This window comes from Flavobacterium tyrosinilyticum, assembly GCF_023656565.1.
In the GTDB taxonomy this organism is placed as follows: domain Bacteria; phylum Bacteroidota; class Bacteroidia; order Flavobacteriales; family Flavobacteriaceae; genus Flavobacterium; species Flavobacterium tyrosinilyticum.
On sequence record NZ_JAMOKG010000002.1, the window covers coordinates 1,445,656 to 1,459,964 of the forward strand.

Consider the following 14,309-nt stretch of genomic DNA (forward strand, 5'->3'; position numbering starts at 1 on the left):
GTTATTTTTTTTTGTAACTTTTTCCTGTTTAACTTTTAATCACAAAATCATGAAAAACTCAAAATTATTTACCCTCGTAATTGCCATTGCTGTCGTTGTATTAATTGTTTCATGTCATCGTAAAAGAGACAAGCTTGTGAATTCATGGAAAGTTAGTGCCGTAGAACCAAAAGAAACCGTTTCTGATTCTACAAAAAATGCAATTTTAACCAATGGGATGCTTACTTTTACTGAAGATGGGCATGTTACTGGATATTTGCTTCGTGAAATCACAGACGGAACTTACGCGCTAAGCCAAAAAGGTAAAAAACTTGTTATTAAAGACGAAGTTGGAACACCATATGTTTGTGAAAGCACGATCACAGATGATAAATTAATTTTAGATACCAAAGAAGCCAAACTAACATTTGATAAAATTTAGAATACAAATTACATTGTAATTTGATACAAAAAACCATTCGCTACAATTGTAAAGAATGGTTTTTTGATTTTTAAAACTAAAATAAATATCTTTGCACTACTTAAATAAGCATTGCTATATGTGAAAAATAATTTCTTTCAGGAAAATTGAGTAAGCGATCACGATTTTGTGATGGCTAGAATATTTATCTATAAAAGAAAGGAATTATGCTTATTCTTCAAAATATCTCTTATCAGCATGAGAATAAAGACATGCTGTTTCAAAACATTGGCTTTACGCTAAATAATCACGACAAAACCGCTTTGGTCGGAAATAATGGTGTCGGAAAATCAACCTTATTAAAAATTATTGCTGGCGAATTGCAACCCTTTTCAGGGCAAATCATTCAGGATTCTAAACCTTATTTTGTTCCGCAATTATTCGGTCAGTTTAATGACTTGACGATTGCTGAAGCTTTGCAAATAAAGGAAAAAATAGCCTCACTTAAAGAAATACTTGAAGGTGTAGTAACCGAAGAAAATCTTCAATTATTGGATGATGATTGGACAATTGAAGAACGCTGTAATGAAGCTCTCTCCTATTGGCAATTGCATAATCTGGATTTAAACCAGAAAATGGAAACTTTAAGTGGCGGACAAAAGACAAAAGTATTTCTAGCCGGAATCATGATTCATGAACCCGATTTGGTTTTATTGGACGAACCTAGTAATCATTTAGATTTTGCGGGAAGGACATTATTGTACGATTTTATCAAATCGACCTCAATCACGCTTTTAATTGTCAGCCATGACAGAACTTTGCTTAATATTCTGAATAAGACTTTAGAAATGACAAAAAATGAAATTTCGGTCTATGGTGGCGGTTATGACTTTTACAGCGAACAGAAAAAAGTAGAAAATAATGCTTTAGAACAAGACGTTCAGAGCAAAGAAAAGGCATTGAAAAAAGCCAAAGAAAAAGAACGAGAAAGTATCGAACGCCAAAACAAATTAGATTCGAGAGGAAAAAAGAAACAGGAAAAATCGGGTGTTGCTAGAATTATGATGAATACGCTCCGAAATAAAGCCGAAAACAGCAGTTCGAAAATCAAGGATGTCCATGCTGAAAAAATAAGTGGTATTTCTGAAGATTTAAGGAACCTGCGTTCGTCGCTTCCCGCTATAGATCAAATGAAATTTGGTTTTAATAATACTTCTTTTCTTAAGGGAAAAACGCTTTTTAAAGCTTCAGAAATCAATTATAGTTATGATGAGAAAGATCTTTGGAATGAAAATCTAAGTTTTGAAATTCTGTCTGGTGATCGCTTGGTAATAAAGGGATTAAATGGTTCGGGAAAAACTACTTTAATTAAAATTATTCTGGGCGAGTTGAATCCAACAAAAGGACAAATTACTTCTTTAGCCAAAAAAGCAATTTACATCGATCAGGATTATTCTTTATTAAATCAAAACTTGAAAATTTATGAGCAAGCTCAGATTTTTAACGATTCTGGTTTAGAAGAACATGATATAAAAATGAGATTAAATCGTTTTTTATTTTCGAGAAATGATTGGGACAAATCTTGTAATGCGCTGAGTGGTGGTGAAAGAATGCGTTTAATGCTGTGTTGTCTAACGATTAGTAACGAAGCGCCAGAAATTATAATTCTAGATGAGCCAACAAACAATTTGGATATTCAGAATATCGAAATCCTTACAGCGGCGATCAATGAATATCAAGGCACTTTAATTGTGATTTCGCACGATTATTCATTTTTGGAACAGATTAATGTCGGAAAAAGTATTTCGCTTTAAAATGAAAATAATTAGCGCTAAGAATTCTCTTGGCGCTTTTCTTTTAGTATTAATTTGATATTCAAAATATTAAATTAAAATTTCCGTAAATTGCAGTAAAAACTGATGAAATTCAAATTGAACGTTTAATTAAAATTAAAAATTTTATGAAGCCAAAAAACAGAATTTTTCCCGTCCTACTTGCATTTACCTTATTAATAACCGAAACCGTTCTTCCTTGTACAAGAGTTGTTTACGAAGGTTTGAACGGAACAATTATTACAGCACGTTCAATGGATTGGCGTGGAGAAATTCCTGCCAATTTATGGATTTTCCCTCGCGGAATTGAAAGAGCTGGAGAAGCCGGAACTAGTTCTATTAAATGGAAATCCAAATACGGAAGCGTTATTACGAGTTCTTGGGATATTGCTTCTTCTGATGGAATGAACGAAAAAGGACTTGTAGGCAATCTTTTATGGCTGGTAGAATCGCAATATCCCGCATTTGAGAAAAATGGAAAAGTAAAAAGTCTGGCGGTTTCTTTATGGCTTCAATATGTTTTGGATAATTTTTCGACTGTTGCAGAAACGGTGTCAGCATTAGAAAAAAAAGATTTTGTAATTGCCTCTTCACATATTCCAGGAACCAATATTTTTGCTACGGTCCATTTATCTATTTCTGATTCTACTGGAGACAATGCCATTTTTGAATTTATAAATGGCAAACTGGTTATTCATCATGATAGAAAGTATGTTACAATGACCAATTCTCCGATTTTTGATCAGCAATTGGCAATAAATGCGTATTGGAAAGGAATTCCCGGTACAATTATGCTTCCTGGAACGAATCGTGCAGCAGATCGCTTTGTACGAGCTTCCTATTATATTGATGCCATTCCGAAAACAGATAATACAAGAACGGCGTTGGCTAGTGTTTTTGGTGTAATTCGAAATTGTTCTGTTCCTCTTGGGATTTCGTCAGAAACGGAGCCTAATATTTCCTCTACTCGTTGGAGAACGGTAGCCGACCAGAAAAACTTGGTTTATTATTTTGACAATGTTTTAAATCCGAATGTGATTTGGGTTGAATTCAGTAAAATTGATTTTAGCGAAAAAGGGAAAATCAAGAAATTAAGTCTTGCTAATAACGAAAATTATGCAGGCGATTCTCTTTTAAATTTCAAAGAATCAAAACCTTTTCAGTTTGCTGGTCTAGATTAATCTTAATAAAAAGCTATACATAAAACCTTCAAATTGAAACGTTTGAAGGTTTTCTTTTTGAAAAAAATGCTAAAAAAATATTGCGCAGTCAAATGACTTCATTATATTTGCAGTCAAATAACTGCGTAATGGAAATAAGAAGAGACGTTTTTCAAGCAATAGCCGATCCTACTCGAAGAGCTATTTTAAGTTTAGTTGCCATTCAGGCTATGACTCCTGGGGCAATTGCCGAGAATTTTAATTCGTCAAGACAGACGATTTCAAAACATATTCAAATTCTAAACGAATGCGAATTATTGCATCAGACACAAAACGGAAGAGAAATTTATTATCATTTAAATCCTGAAAAAATGAAAGAAATTGACAAATTCATCGAACCTTTTAGAAAAATGTGGGATGATCGTTTTAATAAGTTAGAATCAATTATGAAAAACTATAAAAAATAAAACCATGGAAAAGAAAACCAAAATTCATGCTGAAGACGACAGGCACGATCTTGTCATTACAAGAGAATTTGATTTGCCAGTAGAATTATTATTTAAAGCTTATGAAGATCCTGAAATTGTAGCGCAATGGATGGGAACAAAAGTTTTGCGACTCGAAAATAAAAAATATGGAGGCTGGGAGTTTGAGACAAGCGATGCTAACGGAAATGTAGTTTTTAAAGCCAATGGTGTGATTCATGATTTTGTTCCCAATCAAAAAATAGTGCGCACTTTTGAAATGGAAAACATCGATTTTGCGCCTCAGTTGGAATTCTTAGAGTTTGAAAAACTAACGGATGATAGTAGTAAATTAACGATGCAGATTATTTACAGATCAATCGAACATAGAACGACGCAATTGAAACTGCCTTTTGCTCAAGGTTTGAACATGGCACATAATAGACTAGAAGAAATTGTAACTAAAATAAAGTAATCATGACAAAACGTAATAGAATTATTTATTGGATTGCTACACTTTGGCTGGCTTTAGGAATGACGGCTACCGGTATTGTACAACTTATACCAATGAAAGAAGAGGCAGAAATGATACAGCGTTTAGGCTATCCTCTATACTTTTTAACACTTTTAGGAGTTTGGAAACTTCTGGGCGTTATCGCAATTTTGATTCCTAAATTTGGTTTATTAAAAGAATGGGCCTATGCAGGCTTCTTTTTTGCAATGTCTGGAGCTGTAGTGTCGCATTTGGCTATAAAAGATGAGGCTTCAACCCTTTTTGGACCTGTATTATTAATTGTTTTAACTGTAGTTTCTTGGTATTTCAGACCAGAAAACAGAAAATGCAGTTCTAACTAAAAAAAAATCAAATCATGAAAAAACAATTGACAGCAAACGAGCAAGAAGAACTTTTAAGCATTCTTGAAAAACGTTTTGAGAAGAATAAAAGCCGACATGAAAATCTGGATTGGGCAAAAATAGAAGCAAAATTAAAAGCAAATCCATTAAAATTGTGGTCTCTTGACGAAATGGAAAGGACTGAAGGTGAGCCAGATGTTGTGGGTTATGATGAAAAAACAGATGAATATCTTTTTGTAGACTGCTCAGCTGAGAGTCCTAAAGGTCGCAGAAGCATTTGTTACGATCATGAGGCGCTAGAAAAAAGAAAAGAACACAAACCCGCCGACAGCGCTATTAATATGGCGCAAGAAATGGGAATTGAAATTCTAACAGAAGAACAATATAAAGAATTGCAAAAGCTAGGAAAATTTGATGCTAAAACTTCGAGCTGGATTTTAACTCCGCCAGAGATACGAAAACTGGGAGGAGCAATATTCTCCGATTTCAGATATAATACTGTTTTTGTATATCATAATGGAGCCGATTCTTATTATGCCGCGAGAGGTTTTCGTGGTTTGTTGAGAGTTTAAAAATTAAAGACCTTCAAAAGTACTTGAAGGTCTTTTTTTTTATTCTCTTAAAATCTTTTCCATTTTTTTGCCTTTGGCGATTTCATCAATCAATTTGTCCAGATATCGCATCTTTTGGATTAAAGGATCTTCAATCTCCTCTACTCGATATCCGCAGATGACTCCAGTAATTTTGGATGCATTCGGATTGATTTCTGGAGCTTCAGCAAAGAAGGTTTGAAAATCTACTTTCTTTTCAATTTGTGCTTTAATTTGCTCGTCACTATATCCTGTAAGCCATTTAATTACGATATCTAATTCTTCTTTCGTTCTCCCCTTTTTTTCGACTTTTTGAATGTATAAAGGATATACGCTAGAAAATAGTATTTTGTAAATTCTTTCTGTTTTCATAAATGCTATGTTTTAATACAAAAGCTTTGATGTAAAGATAAATCAAAAGAATAAAAAAGGAAAACGCAATGAATATTTTTAATACCTTAGACTTAAAAATTACATTGCTTAAACAATCTTAAATAACTAATTATATGGAAAATAATTCAAATGAAATTATGCCAAAAGTCACAGGTATTGGCGGAATTTTCTTTTTTCTTGACAATCCGAAAGAAACAAAAGATTGGTATGCTAAAAATTTAGGATTGGAAATAAACGATTGGGGTTCTGCAAGTTTTGAATCTCGAAATCTTGAAAATCCAGAGCAGATCGAATCAACGCAATGGTGCCCTTTTAAGAAAGGTGATGCCTATTTTTCTCCATCTAAGAAAGATTTTATGGTCAATTACCGTGTTCAAAATATCGAAGGACTTGTAACGCAATTAAAAGCAAACGGCGTTACTGTTCTTGATGACATTGAAACGTACGATTACGGAAAATTTGTTCATATAATGGATACAGAAGGCAATAAAATTGAACTTTGGGAACCTTAATTGAGTTGTGAGTTATGAATTATGAGTTAGAAGTTATTCCCAAAGCTGGAAAATAATATGTTTAATACATTAGTTAAAATAAACTGTCATTCAAAAAATAGGTTTTTAAAACTGATTGCTGGCAATTTATTAGAGAAATTATATTGCTGTGAAATCAATTGCGCTGAAATGGACAAAAGTGTTTTGTTTGCGCATCACGGACGCGGGTGTACAATTGTTGCTTCTAAAATTTGCGAAAATGTAGTAATTTTTCAAAACGTTTCTATCGGAGCCAATTTGAAGTATAATAAAATTAGTAAAGAATGGGAAAATGTTGGAAATCCTATTGTTGCCAAAAATGTTGTAATAGCCGATGGAGCTAAAATTTTGGGCCCAATAGTAATTGGAGAAAATTCTATTATTGGTGCTGGTTCTATTATCACAAAAGACATTCCGCCCAATAGTGTAGCTTTTGGAGTAAATAAGTTTAAGCCAAAAGACATGAATTATGATTTTATATTCAACCCAAATATGATACATCCAAGTAAGATAATTGAAGCGAATAAAAATTTAGTTAACGAATTTAATAAACAGAATAAATCTGTTTAAAAACACAAAAGCTCCATTATTTCTAAAGGAGCTTTTATTTTATGTTTTTTCTTAATTCCAAATCTCATTCATTTCTGTCAAGATAATGGGTTTTCCTTCTGTTACAACAATGGTATGTTCGTGCTGGGCCATAAATCCGCCTTTATTTCCCACCATTGTCCAACCGTCTTTTAGGGTTTCAGCATATGTAGAAGCAGTAGAAATGAACGTTTCAATTGCTACTACAGAATTTTTCTTAAATCTTGTTTGATTAAAACGATCTCTATAATTCGCAATTTCATGTGGCGCTTCATGAAGACTTCTGCCTACCCCATGTCCCGTTAGGTTTTTAATTACTTTGTAACCGCGTTTTTTTGCTTCCGTTTCAATTAAAAAACCAATATCAGAAATACGAACACCGCCTTTTATATTGTGAATCGCTTTATGTAAAATATCTTTAGAAGCATCGACAAGCTTTTGATGCTCGTTTACATCTGAACCAATTACAAAAGAACCTCCATTATCTGACCAAAATCCGTCTAATTCTGCAGAAACATCGATATTGATTAAATCGCCTTCTTGTAAAATTCTTTTTTCAGACGGAATTCCATGGCAAAATTCATTATCAACACTAATGCAAGTCCAACCAGGAAATCCATACGTTAGATAAGGCGCAGATTTCGCTCCTAAATCATTTAAAATTTGTCCGCCATAATCGTCTAATTCTTTTGTAGATATTCCAGGTCTGGCAAATTTTTTCATTTCTTTTAAAGTAAAAGCTACAGCTTCACTTATTTTTTTCATTCCTGCTAATTCTGCTTCAGTTGTAATGGACATTGTTTTGCTTCTTAAAAATTAATAACGGGTTAAATTTACTACTTTTCTCTAGAACGAATCGTTATTATAATGCTAAAACCTTCCAAAATCGATGACTTTGGAAGGTTTTCTTCTTTTACCAAGGACTTTCTTCGCTTTCGTCTTCAATATCATTACTGAAGAATTTTCCTGTTGGTCCATTTTCATCTAGTAAAGTGTGTTTTATTATAAAACTTGCAGCGCTTTCTACGCTTCCTGGTCCGCTATGATGGTTAAAATCGGTTGCGGTGTAGCCTGGATCAATTGAGTTTACTTTGAATGGCAGTTCTTTTAATTCATGAGCCAAAGTAACGGTAAAGGCATTTAAAGCAGTTTTGGAAGAAACGTACGAAATGGCTTTTATTGCATAATATTTCCAAGTTGGATCGCTATGCAAAGTAAGAGAACCAAGTCCGGAGGTTATGTTACTGATTCTCGGACTGTCTGATTTTTTCAATAATTCAAGAAAAGCCTGTGTAACGGTTATTACTCCGAAGAAATTCGTATCAAAAACCTTCTGAATACTTTCGATAGAAGTCGTAGAAGGATCTTGCGGAATATCGCCTAGAATTCCAGCATTATTTATCAGAATGTCCAATTTGCCTTTTTCTTTTTCAATGCCGTTTTTTGCTGCTAAAACACTTGCTGCATTTGTAACATCAATTTGAATCGCTTTAATGTTTTGAAATCCATTTTCATTCAGTTCTTTTACTACTTCTTCTCCTTTTGCGAGATCACGCGTTCCTAAATAAACAAATAATCCTTTCTTGGAGAGCTGTTTAGCAGTTTCTAAACCAATGCTTCTATTTGCGCCTGTAATTAATACTATTTTCATTTTTTATGTTTTAAAATTATCTGAAGCAAAGTTGCATGGATAAAAAGTAAAAACATTTGCCATATGGCAAAAAACGATTTTAAGGGATATTTTTTCTAATCCTGCTCAAGGAAGATTGTGTTATTCCGAGATAAGAAGCGAGATACGAAAGCGGAACTCTATTAATTACTTTTGGAAACATTTCCATAAATGACAAATAACGAGTTGTAGCATCTTCTGAAACCAGCGGACTTCTTCGAGCCACTTTTTGAATTAATGCCTTCGAAATGATTTTATGCACAATCGTGTCCCAGCCTACTATTGTATCAAGCAATTCCTGCCAATCGGCTTTAGAAAATACAATAACTTTACAGTCTGTAACCGCTTGGACATAAGCAGACGAGCAAATATTATTGTCAAAACTTTCTAAGTCTACAACCAGATTATTCTCATCGATGAAATATTTAGTAATCTCCTCACCTTTGTTGTTGTAGTAACAAACACGCATTATTCCGTCTATGATAAAACCAACTTCTGCGGCTATTTTTCCAGCTTCAGAAAAATATTCCTCTTTTTTGATTTCTTTTTCTTTGGCTTTCGTTAAAATCAGATCCATCTGCTGCTGATTCAAATTGCCAAACTGCAATATATAATTAACTAATTCTTTCATGCACGAAAGTTAAGTATAAGTTTTTATTGAGAATTTGCCATATGGCAAAAAGAATTAAACTTTTTGAGTGCCCTTATAAACATTAGGATTGTAAAGTTCCATGTAAACTTCTGGGTTAGGAACATTCTGGAAACCATATTTTTTATAAAGCCATTCTGCAGTAGAAGTCAGTAAAATCCATCGTCTCAAGCCTTGTAAATTAGGATGCGACATAATGCAGTCCATCATTTCTTTAGAAAGTCCTTTTCCGCGATAATCATCCAAAACATAAACATCTCCTAAATAGGCAATAGTAGAAAAATCGGATATAATTCTAGCAAAACCAATTTGTTTTCTCCATGAAAAAGCCCAAAATTCAATGAATTATCAATTGAAACTTTTACTTTTTCTAACGGAATATTATCGCTCCATCCAGAATCTTTAGATAAAAAATCATGTATTGCAGTAATGTCGAGTTTAGATTTGTCTGTTGTAATAAGAAATTCTCCAAATGTGTATTCTACTATTTGCATTATTTAGAATTAAGATGTTCTTTAATTAAAATTTACATTCCTGGCCAATATAAAAAATTAAATTTATGTCCGTCTGGATCTGAAAAACCAAAAGTATAACCGACCTCAAAATTTTCAGGCTCAGAGAAAATAGTGCCGTTTATTTCTTTTATTTTCTGGTGCCAAAGATCCACTTCTTCTACACTATTTGCAGACAAAGAAAATATAATTTCGTTATCTACCGCCGTGTTGGATAGTTTTCCTTTTATAGCATTTTCTAGTCTTTTTGGCGCGAAAAAATTAATTACAAAATCATTTTCTCCAAATACAAAACTAACTAATTCCTTTGTCTCTTCTCCGTTTTGCTTAAAACCAAGAGCAGTATAAAATTGAATTGTTTTCTGTATATCGCTCGAAACCAAGTTGGCCCATATCATTTTAGTTTTCATAAACTTAAGTTTTTATTGATAACTAAATTAATCAATTAATTTGGCAAACACTTGGTTTAATTGTGTTTAAGAACATTAAAAAGCAATTCCAAACTGAAAACCTACCGTAAAACTAGCAGGATGATCATTTCCAAAACGAACGGGCAATGGCACAGCAACGTAGTAACTGCAGCTTGTATTTTTTATAATTGTTTTATTAAAAACTGGAGTAAAACCATATCTGCCACCACTTTCAAAAGCGGCTCTTCCGGCAAATGTGTAACCTTTTCCTAAAGCGACCAAAACACCTGGATGGAATAACAAATTGGTTACTTTGCTCGTTCCTTGATCCTCTTTTATGTTGGGAACGACTTCAAATGAGAATCCGATTTTTTCGTTCTTCCAGATATTGATTCCGGTTGGAAAACCAACAGCATAATAATCTCTAAAATTTACAGTAGTTTCATCTTTGTTAATAGTAACTATTGGATGCATAATACCAAAATATCCCACTATTTTAGGATATGTAGTTTGAGAAAAAGACGTAAAACCAATAAGTAGTGCTGTAAAAAATAAAATCCTTTTAAATGACATTGTTTCTAATTTTTGATTGGATAAACAAAGCTATAAGCATTCGTTTTCAAAAAATAGAACCCAATTTACCTTTTGTATCTGGTTTACTTTTTTGTTTTTTTTCTATAGGAAGAAGGATTTTTTCCTGTATGAAGTTTGAAAATTCTCGTAAAATGACTTTGATCTGAAAAGCCCGTTATATAAGCAATTTCTGTTAAAGTACTCGAGGAATTTTCGATGAGATGAATTGCTTTTTCAATACGAAGTTTTCTAACGTATTCGCCAAAATTCAAATCTTCAAAATGTTTTGAAAATTCTCGTGACAAATATGAAGGATTCAAATCTAATTCGCTCGAAATTTTCTTTAAATCAAAAGTAAACTGAGTATCAATCTGATCTTGAATTATATTCTTTAAATCCTTTACCCAAGACGGCGTCTTGCCTGATGTTTTTTTGTCATTTAAAAACTTATTATAAACTTCATGCAATAGTTTTTCAAACGGACTATTCTGCAAATGATTTTGCTGATATAAATGTGTTGCCCAACTGTATAAGGCATCATACAAAAGCATTCCTTTTTCTAATAATTCGTAATCATTGGTAATATTATAAGCCAATCCAGCAGAAATGGCCCAAAGTCCCGCCGATTCTTTAGCAATTTCGTGCCTATCAGTATCAGCGCCGCGTACAATTCCTGCAATAATCTTAATTGCTGGATCTTTAATTTCATATTTTTTGACTATATAATCAAAAGTGCTTTCTTCATTATAATGAGTAAACTCAACATCTGGAATATCAAACGGAATGGCGCCAAGTTCCTTTGCCTTGGTTATAACGTCATTAAAAGGAACATAAATAAATTCAGATTCAGAATCGACAAATTTTCGAATCAGCCATGGACAGGCAATTCGATCTATTTTAGGTCTCTCTCTGGTAATCCATTTCATTTTGAAATACTATTTGAAGAATGTTTTCTAAAATTTAGCTAAACTACATTATTTTAGGATCTTTCAAAAACTTGATTTTGAATTTAATAAATCGTTTATTTAAGTTAATTAATTTTTTTCACTGCCTAAGTAATGATTTTTCCTATATTAGCTTCAAAAGAATTCTATCAATTACAATAAAAAAACACTGCTGATTGGTCTTTAAATAAAGAAAATTATGTATGCCGAATTGCAGAAAATTAATTCAAAATAAACATACAATACCCATATGATCTTAGCCTTTGACACCTATTATTTTGATCAAAAAGCAAAAACAATCTGCCTTGAATTTGCGGAATGGAATGAAGATAAGAACTTCAAAGTTCATTCAGAAATAATAGATAACGTAGAAGAATATATACCCGGAGAATTCTACAAAAGAGAATTGCCTTGTATCCTGAGCTTATTAAAACAAATACATTTGTCGACTATAGAGGTTATAGTAGTTGATGGTTTTGTTTATTTAAACGATGAAAACAAATACGGTCTAGGCGGTTATTTATACGAGAAACTGAATAAACAAATTCCGATTATTGGTGTTGCCAAAACGAATTTTGCTTCTATAGAAAAGAATAAAAAAGCACTATATAGAGGCGAAAGCAAGAAACCTTTATACATAACTTCTATCGGAATTGATTTGGATGAAGCCTACAAAAAAGTGGAGAGCATGGCCGGCGAGTTTAGATTTCCAACTTTGCTGAAAGAATTGGATAGATTGACTAAGGAATAATAAAAAACTCCTCAAGAAATTGAGGAGTTTTTTTTATTATACGAATTGATTTGAACTCAGAAACCGATGATATTCATTTATTTTAAGTTTCAATCGGTTTGCCAAATATTCGTTTCCGTCTTTCAGTTCATTGTGTAAAATTTCGGCTTCGGCAATGTATTTTAGTTTTTTATCATCATTCCAATAAAAAGGTGGTTCGTATAGATTTGAAATTCTGTCGGCCATTTTAACCGCCCAAACTTCTATGGGTTGTTGTTTGATTCTTCTTAAGCTATCCATCATTTTTTCTGAAGAATCTTTGATTCTATCATCTTTAGTTAAAGCAAGAACTCCAGATGCTACCTGACCGCCAAATAAGTCAACCACTTTTTCATATTTCATTTCAGTATCTTCTATTGTATCATGAAGCATAGCGCATTTGATTGCCAGATCAACATTCATGTTTTCAGTAAATCGAGCAGCATTTATAATCTCAAAAACAACACCTCCGATATGATTGAGATATTCAACTTGTTCGTCCTCATTAAATCCGCCATACTTTTGTCCGTTATGAAGTTTTGAAACCAGCTTCCAAACATTCTGAATTTCATCTATTGACCAGTCTTTGTGCTCTTTCATTTGTCTTGTGTATTGTAGTTTTTTATATTGTTGTAATGTATTGCTTTTTCTAAAGATCTGCAATCGTTTTAAAGTTTAAAAATTAGTATATACCTATCTCAAAAAATCGCATAATGGCTATGGCTGCAATAAAAATTCCAATAAGAATATAATTAATCTTCTGCGGAATTTTTGCCAAGCCATTTAATAGTAGCATAAAGCCTAAAAAGAGCGCAAATAGGCCTTGTCGAATTTTATACCACTCTCGATTATGGTAAAATTCATCTGGTGTCATTAAAGAATTTCCGTTTAAACTAAGGCCGATTACCGTAATTTCATTCTTGCCTTCAGAAAGATTTTCAAAATCTGATGATTTGATTAATAAATCGACTTTTTGTCCCTTTTTTAAATTTGCCACAGCATCCTGTTTACCTTTGGAAACACTTGCATTCAAAATATTAAATCGATTCTTAAAGGTTTTTGTCCAAAATTTATAATCGGCAGTGCTTCTACCCTTTGCACTGGCGATGTCGTTTTCCAGTTCTACCGTAATTTTTTGCAATTCTGTTCTTTTGGATGTCACATTATTAGATAACCCAAAATACAACATCAGAATTCCTATAAATATAAAATACCAATTTCGGTTTGATTTTTTCGCCAATTTTTAAGTTTAAAATTTATATCTGAGATTTAAGTTGAAAAGTGAGATAAATGTAAATCATTTTGTTGCTAATATAGGAACTCTATAATTGACGATTTGTAAAAATCAACGTTTTAATTCCTATTTTCGCTAAAATGAAAGCAAAAGTAAAATGACTGAAGTAAAAATAATTTTTCGTTTTAATATATCTGAAGTTGTATGTCCTCCAGTTGACAAAATCCTACATTCTGAAAAAGAGTTAAATATTATTTCAGAAGACCGAATTAAAAATGATTTCTTAAAGAGTGATCATGCTATTGCAACTAAAATTAATAGCTATATAGATAACGGAGAATTGATTCCGACAGCATTATGGCAATCATTTTGGTTATCTATGATTTATAAGGGAAAAATGAATGTTTTTACAGCAGGAATAGGAGATGTTAATCAATTTAAAGAATTTGAAGAATGCCTAGAGATTAATAACTATACACTTTCTGAAATCATTTATTTAAAGCTAAACGATATTTCTAAAATTACTCAAATGGCAAAACAGAAGTATTCAAAAATGTATGATGACGAGGCAATATTGAAAAATCATATTGAAAAATATAACAAGATGAGAGAAGAAATAATTGATTATGCTTTGCCAAAATATAAAGTATCAATGGATAATTTCTTTTCAAAACAAATAGAAGTATAAAGCTTAAAAATATAGCATAAAAAAACTCCTTAAGAAATTAAGAAGTTTT

22 protein-coding genes are annotated in these 14,309 nt (G+C 32.4%); 11 read left to right on the forward strand and 11 right to left on the reverse strand.

Features of this window, described 5'->3' with window-relative positions:
* Positions 1-49: 49 nt before the first annotated feature.
* From NCC77_RS14090 to NCC77_RS14120, 7 genes are all read left to right on the forward strand, one after another.
* Complete coding sequence (locus NCC77_RS14090; protein ID WP_250836136.1) at positions 50-421, forward strand: hypothetical protein; 372 nt, start codon at positions 50-52, stop codon at positions 419-421.
* A 206-nt stretch (positions 422-627) separates the two neighbouring features.
* Positions 628-2,214 carry a ribosomal protection-like ABC-F family protein gene (gene abc-f / locus NCC77_RS14095; RefSeq protein WP_250836137.1) on the forward strand — a complete coding sequence of 529 codons (1,587 nt, stop codon included), beginning with the start codon at positions 628-630 and terminating at the stop codon, positions 2,212-2,214.
* Positions 2,215-2,360: 146 nt separating this feature from the next.
* Positions 2,361-3,413: a linear amide C-N hydrolase gene (locus NCC77_RS14100; RefSeq protein WP_250836138.1), complete on the forward strand. Its 1,053-nt coding sequence runs from the start codon at positions 2,361-2,363 to the stop codon at positions 3,411-3,413.
* Positions 3,414-3,541: 128 nt separating this feature from the next.
* Entirely contained in the window at positions 3,542-3,859 is a 318-nt protein-coding gene (locus NCC77_RS14105) for an ArsR/SmtB family transcription factor (protein WP_008464153.1), read from the forward strand.
* 4 nt (positions 3,860-3,863) lie between these two features.
* On the forward strand, positions 3,864-4,331 hold the full coding sequence (locus tag NCC77_RS14110; RefSeq protein ID WP_250836139.1) for an SRPBCC domain-containing protein: 468 nt from the start codon (positions 3,864-3,866) through the stop codon (positions 4,329-4,331).
* A 2-nt stretch (positions 4,332-4,333) separates the two neighbouring features.
* Complete coding sequence (locus NCC77_RS14115) at positions 4,334-4,711, forward strand: DoxX family protein (RefSeq protein ID WP_250836140.1); 378 nt, start codon at positions 4,334-4,336, stop codon at positions 4,709-4,711.
* Positions 4,712-4,725: 14 nt separating this feature from the next.
* Positions 4,726-5,283 (forward strand): DUF4256 domain-containing protein, encoded by a 558-nt coding sequence (locus NCC77_RS14120; protein ID WP_250836141.1) that lies wholly within the window; start codon positions 4,726-4,728, stop codon positions 5,281-5,283.
* 39 nt (positions 5,284-5,322) lie between these two features.
* On the opposite strand, the gene NCC77_RS14125 is transcribed toward NCC77_RS14120, so the two are convergent.
* Positions 5,323-5,673: a DUF2200 domain-containing protein gene (locus tag NCC77_RS14125; RefSeq protein WP_250836142.1), complete on the reverse strand. Its 351-nt coding sequence runs from the start codon at positions 5,671-5,673 to the stop codon at positions 5,323-5,325.
* 134 nt (positions 5,674-5,807) lie between these two features.
* Here NCC77_RS14125 and NCC77_RS14130 point away from each other — a divergent pair, with 134 nt between their 5' ends.
* The gene (locus NCC77_RS14130) at positions 5,808-6,206 is read left to right on the forward strand and encodes a VOC family protein (protein WP_250836143.1); all 399 of its coding nucleotides are present in this window, start codon (positions 5,808-5,810) and stop codon (positions 6,204-6,206) included.
* Between the two features lie 168 nt (positions 6,207-6,374).
* On the forward strand, positions 6,375-6,794 hold the full coding sequence (locus NCC77_RS22975; RefSeq protein ID WP_284705090.1) for a serine O-acetyltransferase: 420 nt from the start codon (positions 6,375-6,377) through the stop codon (positions 6,792-6,794).
* 51 nt (positions 6,795-6,845) lie between these two features.
* On the opposite strand, the gene map is transcribed toward NCC77_RS22975, so the two are convergent.
* From map to NCC77_RS14175, 8 genes are all read right to left on the reverse strand, one after another.
* On the reverse strand, positions 6,846-7,610 hold the full coding sequence (gene map / locus NCC77_RS14140) for a type I methionyl aminopeptidase (RefSeq protein WP_250836144.1): 765 nt from the start codon (positions 7,608-7,610) through the stop codon (positions 6,846-6,848).
* Between the two features lie 115 nt (positions 7,611-7,725).
* Positions 7,726-8,463: an SDR family oxidoreductase gene (locus NCC77_RS14145; protein ID WP_250836145.1), complete on the reverse strand. Its 738-nt coding sequence runs from the start codon at positions 8,461-8,463 to the stop codon at positions 7,726-7,728.
* 79 nt (positions 8,464-8,542) lie between these two features.
* A complete protein-coding gene (locus NCC77_RS14150; RefSeq protein ID WP_250836146.1) occupies positions 8,543-9,112 on the reverse strand; it encodes a Crp/Fnr family transcriptional regulator in 570 nt (189 codons plus the stop codon).
* Between the two features lie 54 nt (positions 9,113-9,166).
* Entirely contained in the window at positions 9,167-9,472 is a 306-nt protein-coding gene (locus NCC77_RS14155) for a GNAT family N-acetyltransferase (RefSeq protein ID WP_349306053.1), read from the reverse strand.
* Positions 9,391-9,624 carry a hypothetical protein gene (locus NCC77_RS14160; RefSeq protein ID WP_250836147.1) on the reverse strand — a complete coding sequence of 78 codons (234 nt, stop codon included), beginning with the start codon at positions 9,622-9,624 and terminating at the stop codon, positions 9,391-9,393. Before NCC77_RS14160 ends, NCC77_RS14155 begins: the two co-directional genes overlap by 82 nt.
* Before the next feature lie 32 nt (positions 9,625-9,656).
* On the reverse strand, positions 9,657-10,052 hold the full coding sequence (locus tag NCC77_RS14165; protein ID WP_250836148.1) for a VOC family protein: 396 nt from the start codon (positions 10,050-10,052) through the stop codon (positions 9,657-9,659).
* A gap of 75 nt (positions 10,053-10,127) precedes the next feature.
* A complete protein-coding gene (locus NCC77_RS14170) occupies positions 10,128-10,625 on the reverse strand; it encodes a hypothetical protein (RefSeq protein ID WP_250836149.1) in 498 nt (165 codons plus the stop codon).
* An 83-nt stretch (positions 10,626-10,708) separates the two neighbouring features.
* On the reverse strand, positions 10,709-11,551 hold the full coding sequence (locus NCC77_RS14175; protein WP_250836150.1) for a chromate resistance protein ChrB domain-containing protein: 843 nt from the start codon (positions 11,549-11,551) through the stop codon (positions 10,709-10,711).
* A gap of 268 nt (positions 11,552-11,819) precedes the next feature.
* Between NCC77_RS14175 and NCC77_RS14180 the strand changes: the two genes are divergently transcribed.
* Positions 11,820-12,320 carry an endonuclease V gene (locus NCC77_RS14180; RefSeq protein WP_250836151.1) on the forward strand — a complete coding sequence of 167 codons (501 nt, stop codon included), beginning with the start codon at positions 11,820-11,822 and terminating at the stop codon, positions 12,318-12,320.
* Positions 12,321-12,356: 36 nt separating this feature from the next.
* Here NCC77_RS14180 and NCC77_RS14185 read toward each other — a convergent pair whose 3' ends face one another.
* Together NCC77_RS14185 and NCC77_RS14190 are read right to left on the reverse strand one after the other, a co-directional pair.
* Positions 12,357-12,938, reverse strand: a complete 582-nt coding sequence (locus tag NCC77_RS14185) for an HD domain-containing protein (protein ID WP_250836152.1) — start codon at positions 12,936-12,938, stop codon at positions 12,357-12,359.
* A gap of 82 nt (positions 12,939-13,020) precedes the next feature.
* Positions 13,021-13,578, reverse strand: coding sequence for a hypothetical protein (locus NCC77_RS14190; RefSeq protein ID WP_250836153.1), 558 nt, complete (start codon positions 13,576-13,578; stop codon positions 13,021-13,023).
* 151 nt (positions 13,579-13,729) lie between these two features.
* Between NCC77_RS14190 and NCC77_RS14195 the strand changes: the two genes are divergently transcribed.
* The gene (locus tag NCC77_RS14195) at positions 13,730-14,260 is read left to right on the forward strand and encodes a hypothetical protein (RefSeq protein WP_250836154.1); all 531 of its coding nucleotides are present in this window, start codon (positions 13,730-13,732) and stop codon (positions 14,258-14,260) included.
* Positions 14,261-14,309: the final 49 nt, after the last annotated feature.

Excerpts from the sequence above, each read along its gene's own strand:
- NCC77_RS14090 (WP_250836136.1), top strand. The coding sequence starts at position 50 with ATGAAAAACTCAAAATTATTTACCCTCGTAATTGCCATTGCTGTCGTT.
- abc-f (WP_250836137.1), top strand. The coding sequence starts at position 628 with ATGCTTATTCTTCAAAATATCTCTTATCAGCATGAGAATAAAGACATG.
- NCC77_RS14100 (WP_250836138.1), top strand. The coding sequence starts at position 2,361 with ATGAAGCCAAAAAACAGAATTTTTCCCGTCCTACTTGCATTTACCTTA.
- NCC77_RS14105 (WP_008464153.1), top strand. The coding sequence starts at position 3,542 with ATGGAAATAAGAAGAGACGTTTTTCAAGCAATAGCCGATCCTACTCGA.
- NCC77_RS14110 (WP_250836139.1), top strand. The coding sequence starts at position 3,864 with ATGGAAAAGAAAACCAAAATTCATGCTGAAGACGACAGGCACGATCTT.
- NCC77_RS14115 (WP_250836140.1), top strand. The coding sequence starts at position 4,334 with ATGACAAAACGTAATAGAATTATTTATTGGATTGCTACACTTTGGCTG.
- NCC77_RS14120 (WP_250836141.1), top strand. The coding sequence starts at position 4,726 with ATGAAAAAACAATTGACAGCAAACGAGCAAGAAGAACTTTTAAGCATT.
- NCC77_RS14125 (WP_250836142.1), bottom strand. The coding sequence starts at position 5,673 with ATGAAAACAGAAAGAATTTACAAAATACTATTTTCTAGCGTATATCCT.
- NCC77_RS14130 (WP_250836143.1), top strand. The coding sequence starts at position 5,808 with ATGGAAAATAATTCAAATGAAATTATGCCAAAAGTCACAGGTATTGGC.
- NCC77_RS22975 (WP_284705090.1), top strand. The coding sequence starts at position 6,375 with ATGGACAAAAGTGTTTTGTTTGCGCATCACGGACGCGGGTGTACAATT.
- map (WP_250836144.1), bottom strand. The coding sequence starts at position 7,610 with ATGTCCATTACAACTGAAGCAGAATTAGCAGGAATGAAAAAAATAAGT.
- NCC77_RS14145 (WP_250836145.1), bottom strand. The coding sequence starts at position 8,463 with ATGAAAATAGTATTAATTACAGGCGCAAATAGAAGCATTGGTTTAGAA.
- NCC77_RS14150 (WP_250836146.1), bottom strand. The coding sequence starts at position 9,112 with ATGAAAGAATTAGTTAATTATATATTGCAGTTTGGCAATTTGAATCAG.
- NCC77_RS14160 (WP_250836147.1), bottom strand. The coding sequence starts at position 9,624 with ATGCAAATAGTAGAATACACATTTGGAGAATTTCTTATTACAACAGAC.
- NCC77_RS14165 (WP_250836148.1), bottom strand. The coding sequence starts at position 10,052 with ATGAAAACTAAAATGATATGGGCCAACTTGGTTTCGAGCGATATACAG.
- NCC77_RS14170 (WP_250836149.1), bottom strand. The coding sequence starts at position 10,625 with ATGTCATTTAAAAGGATTTTATTTTTTACAGCACTACTTATTGGTTTT.
- NCC77_RS14175 (WP_250836150.1), bottom strand. The coding sequence starts at position 11,551 with ATGAAATGGATTACCAGAGAGAGACCTAAAATAGATCGAATTGCCTGT.
- NCC77_RS14180 (WP_250836151.1), top strand. The coding sequence starts at position 11,820 with ATGATCTTAGCCTTTGACACCTATTATTTTGATCAAAAAGCAAAAACA.
- NCC77_RS14185 (WP_250836152.1), bottom strand. The coding sequence starts at position 12,938 with ATGAAAGAGCACAAAGACTGGTCAATAGATGAAATTCAGAATGTTTGG.
- NCC77_RS14195 (WP_250836154.1), top strand. The coding sequence starts at position 13,730 with ATGACTGAAGTAAAAATAATTTTTCGTTTTAATATATCTGAAGTTGTA.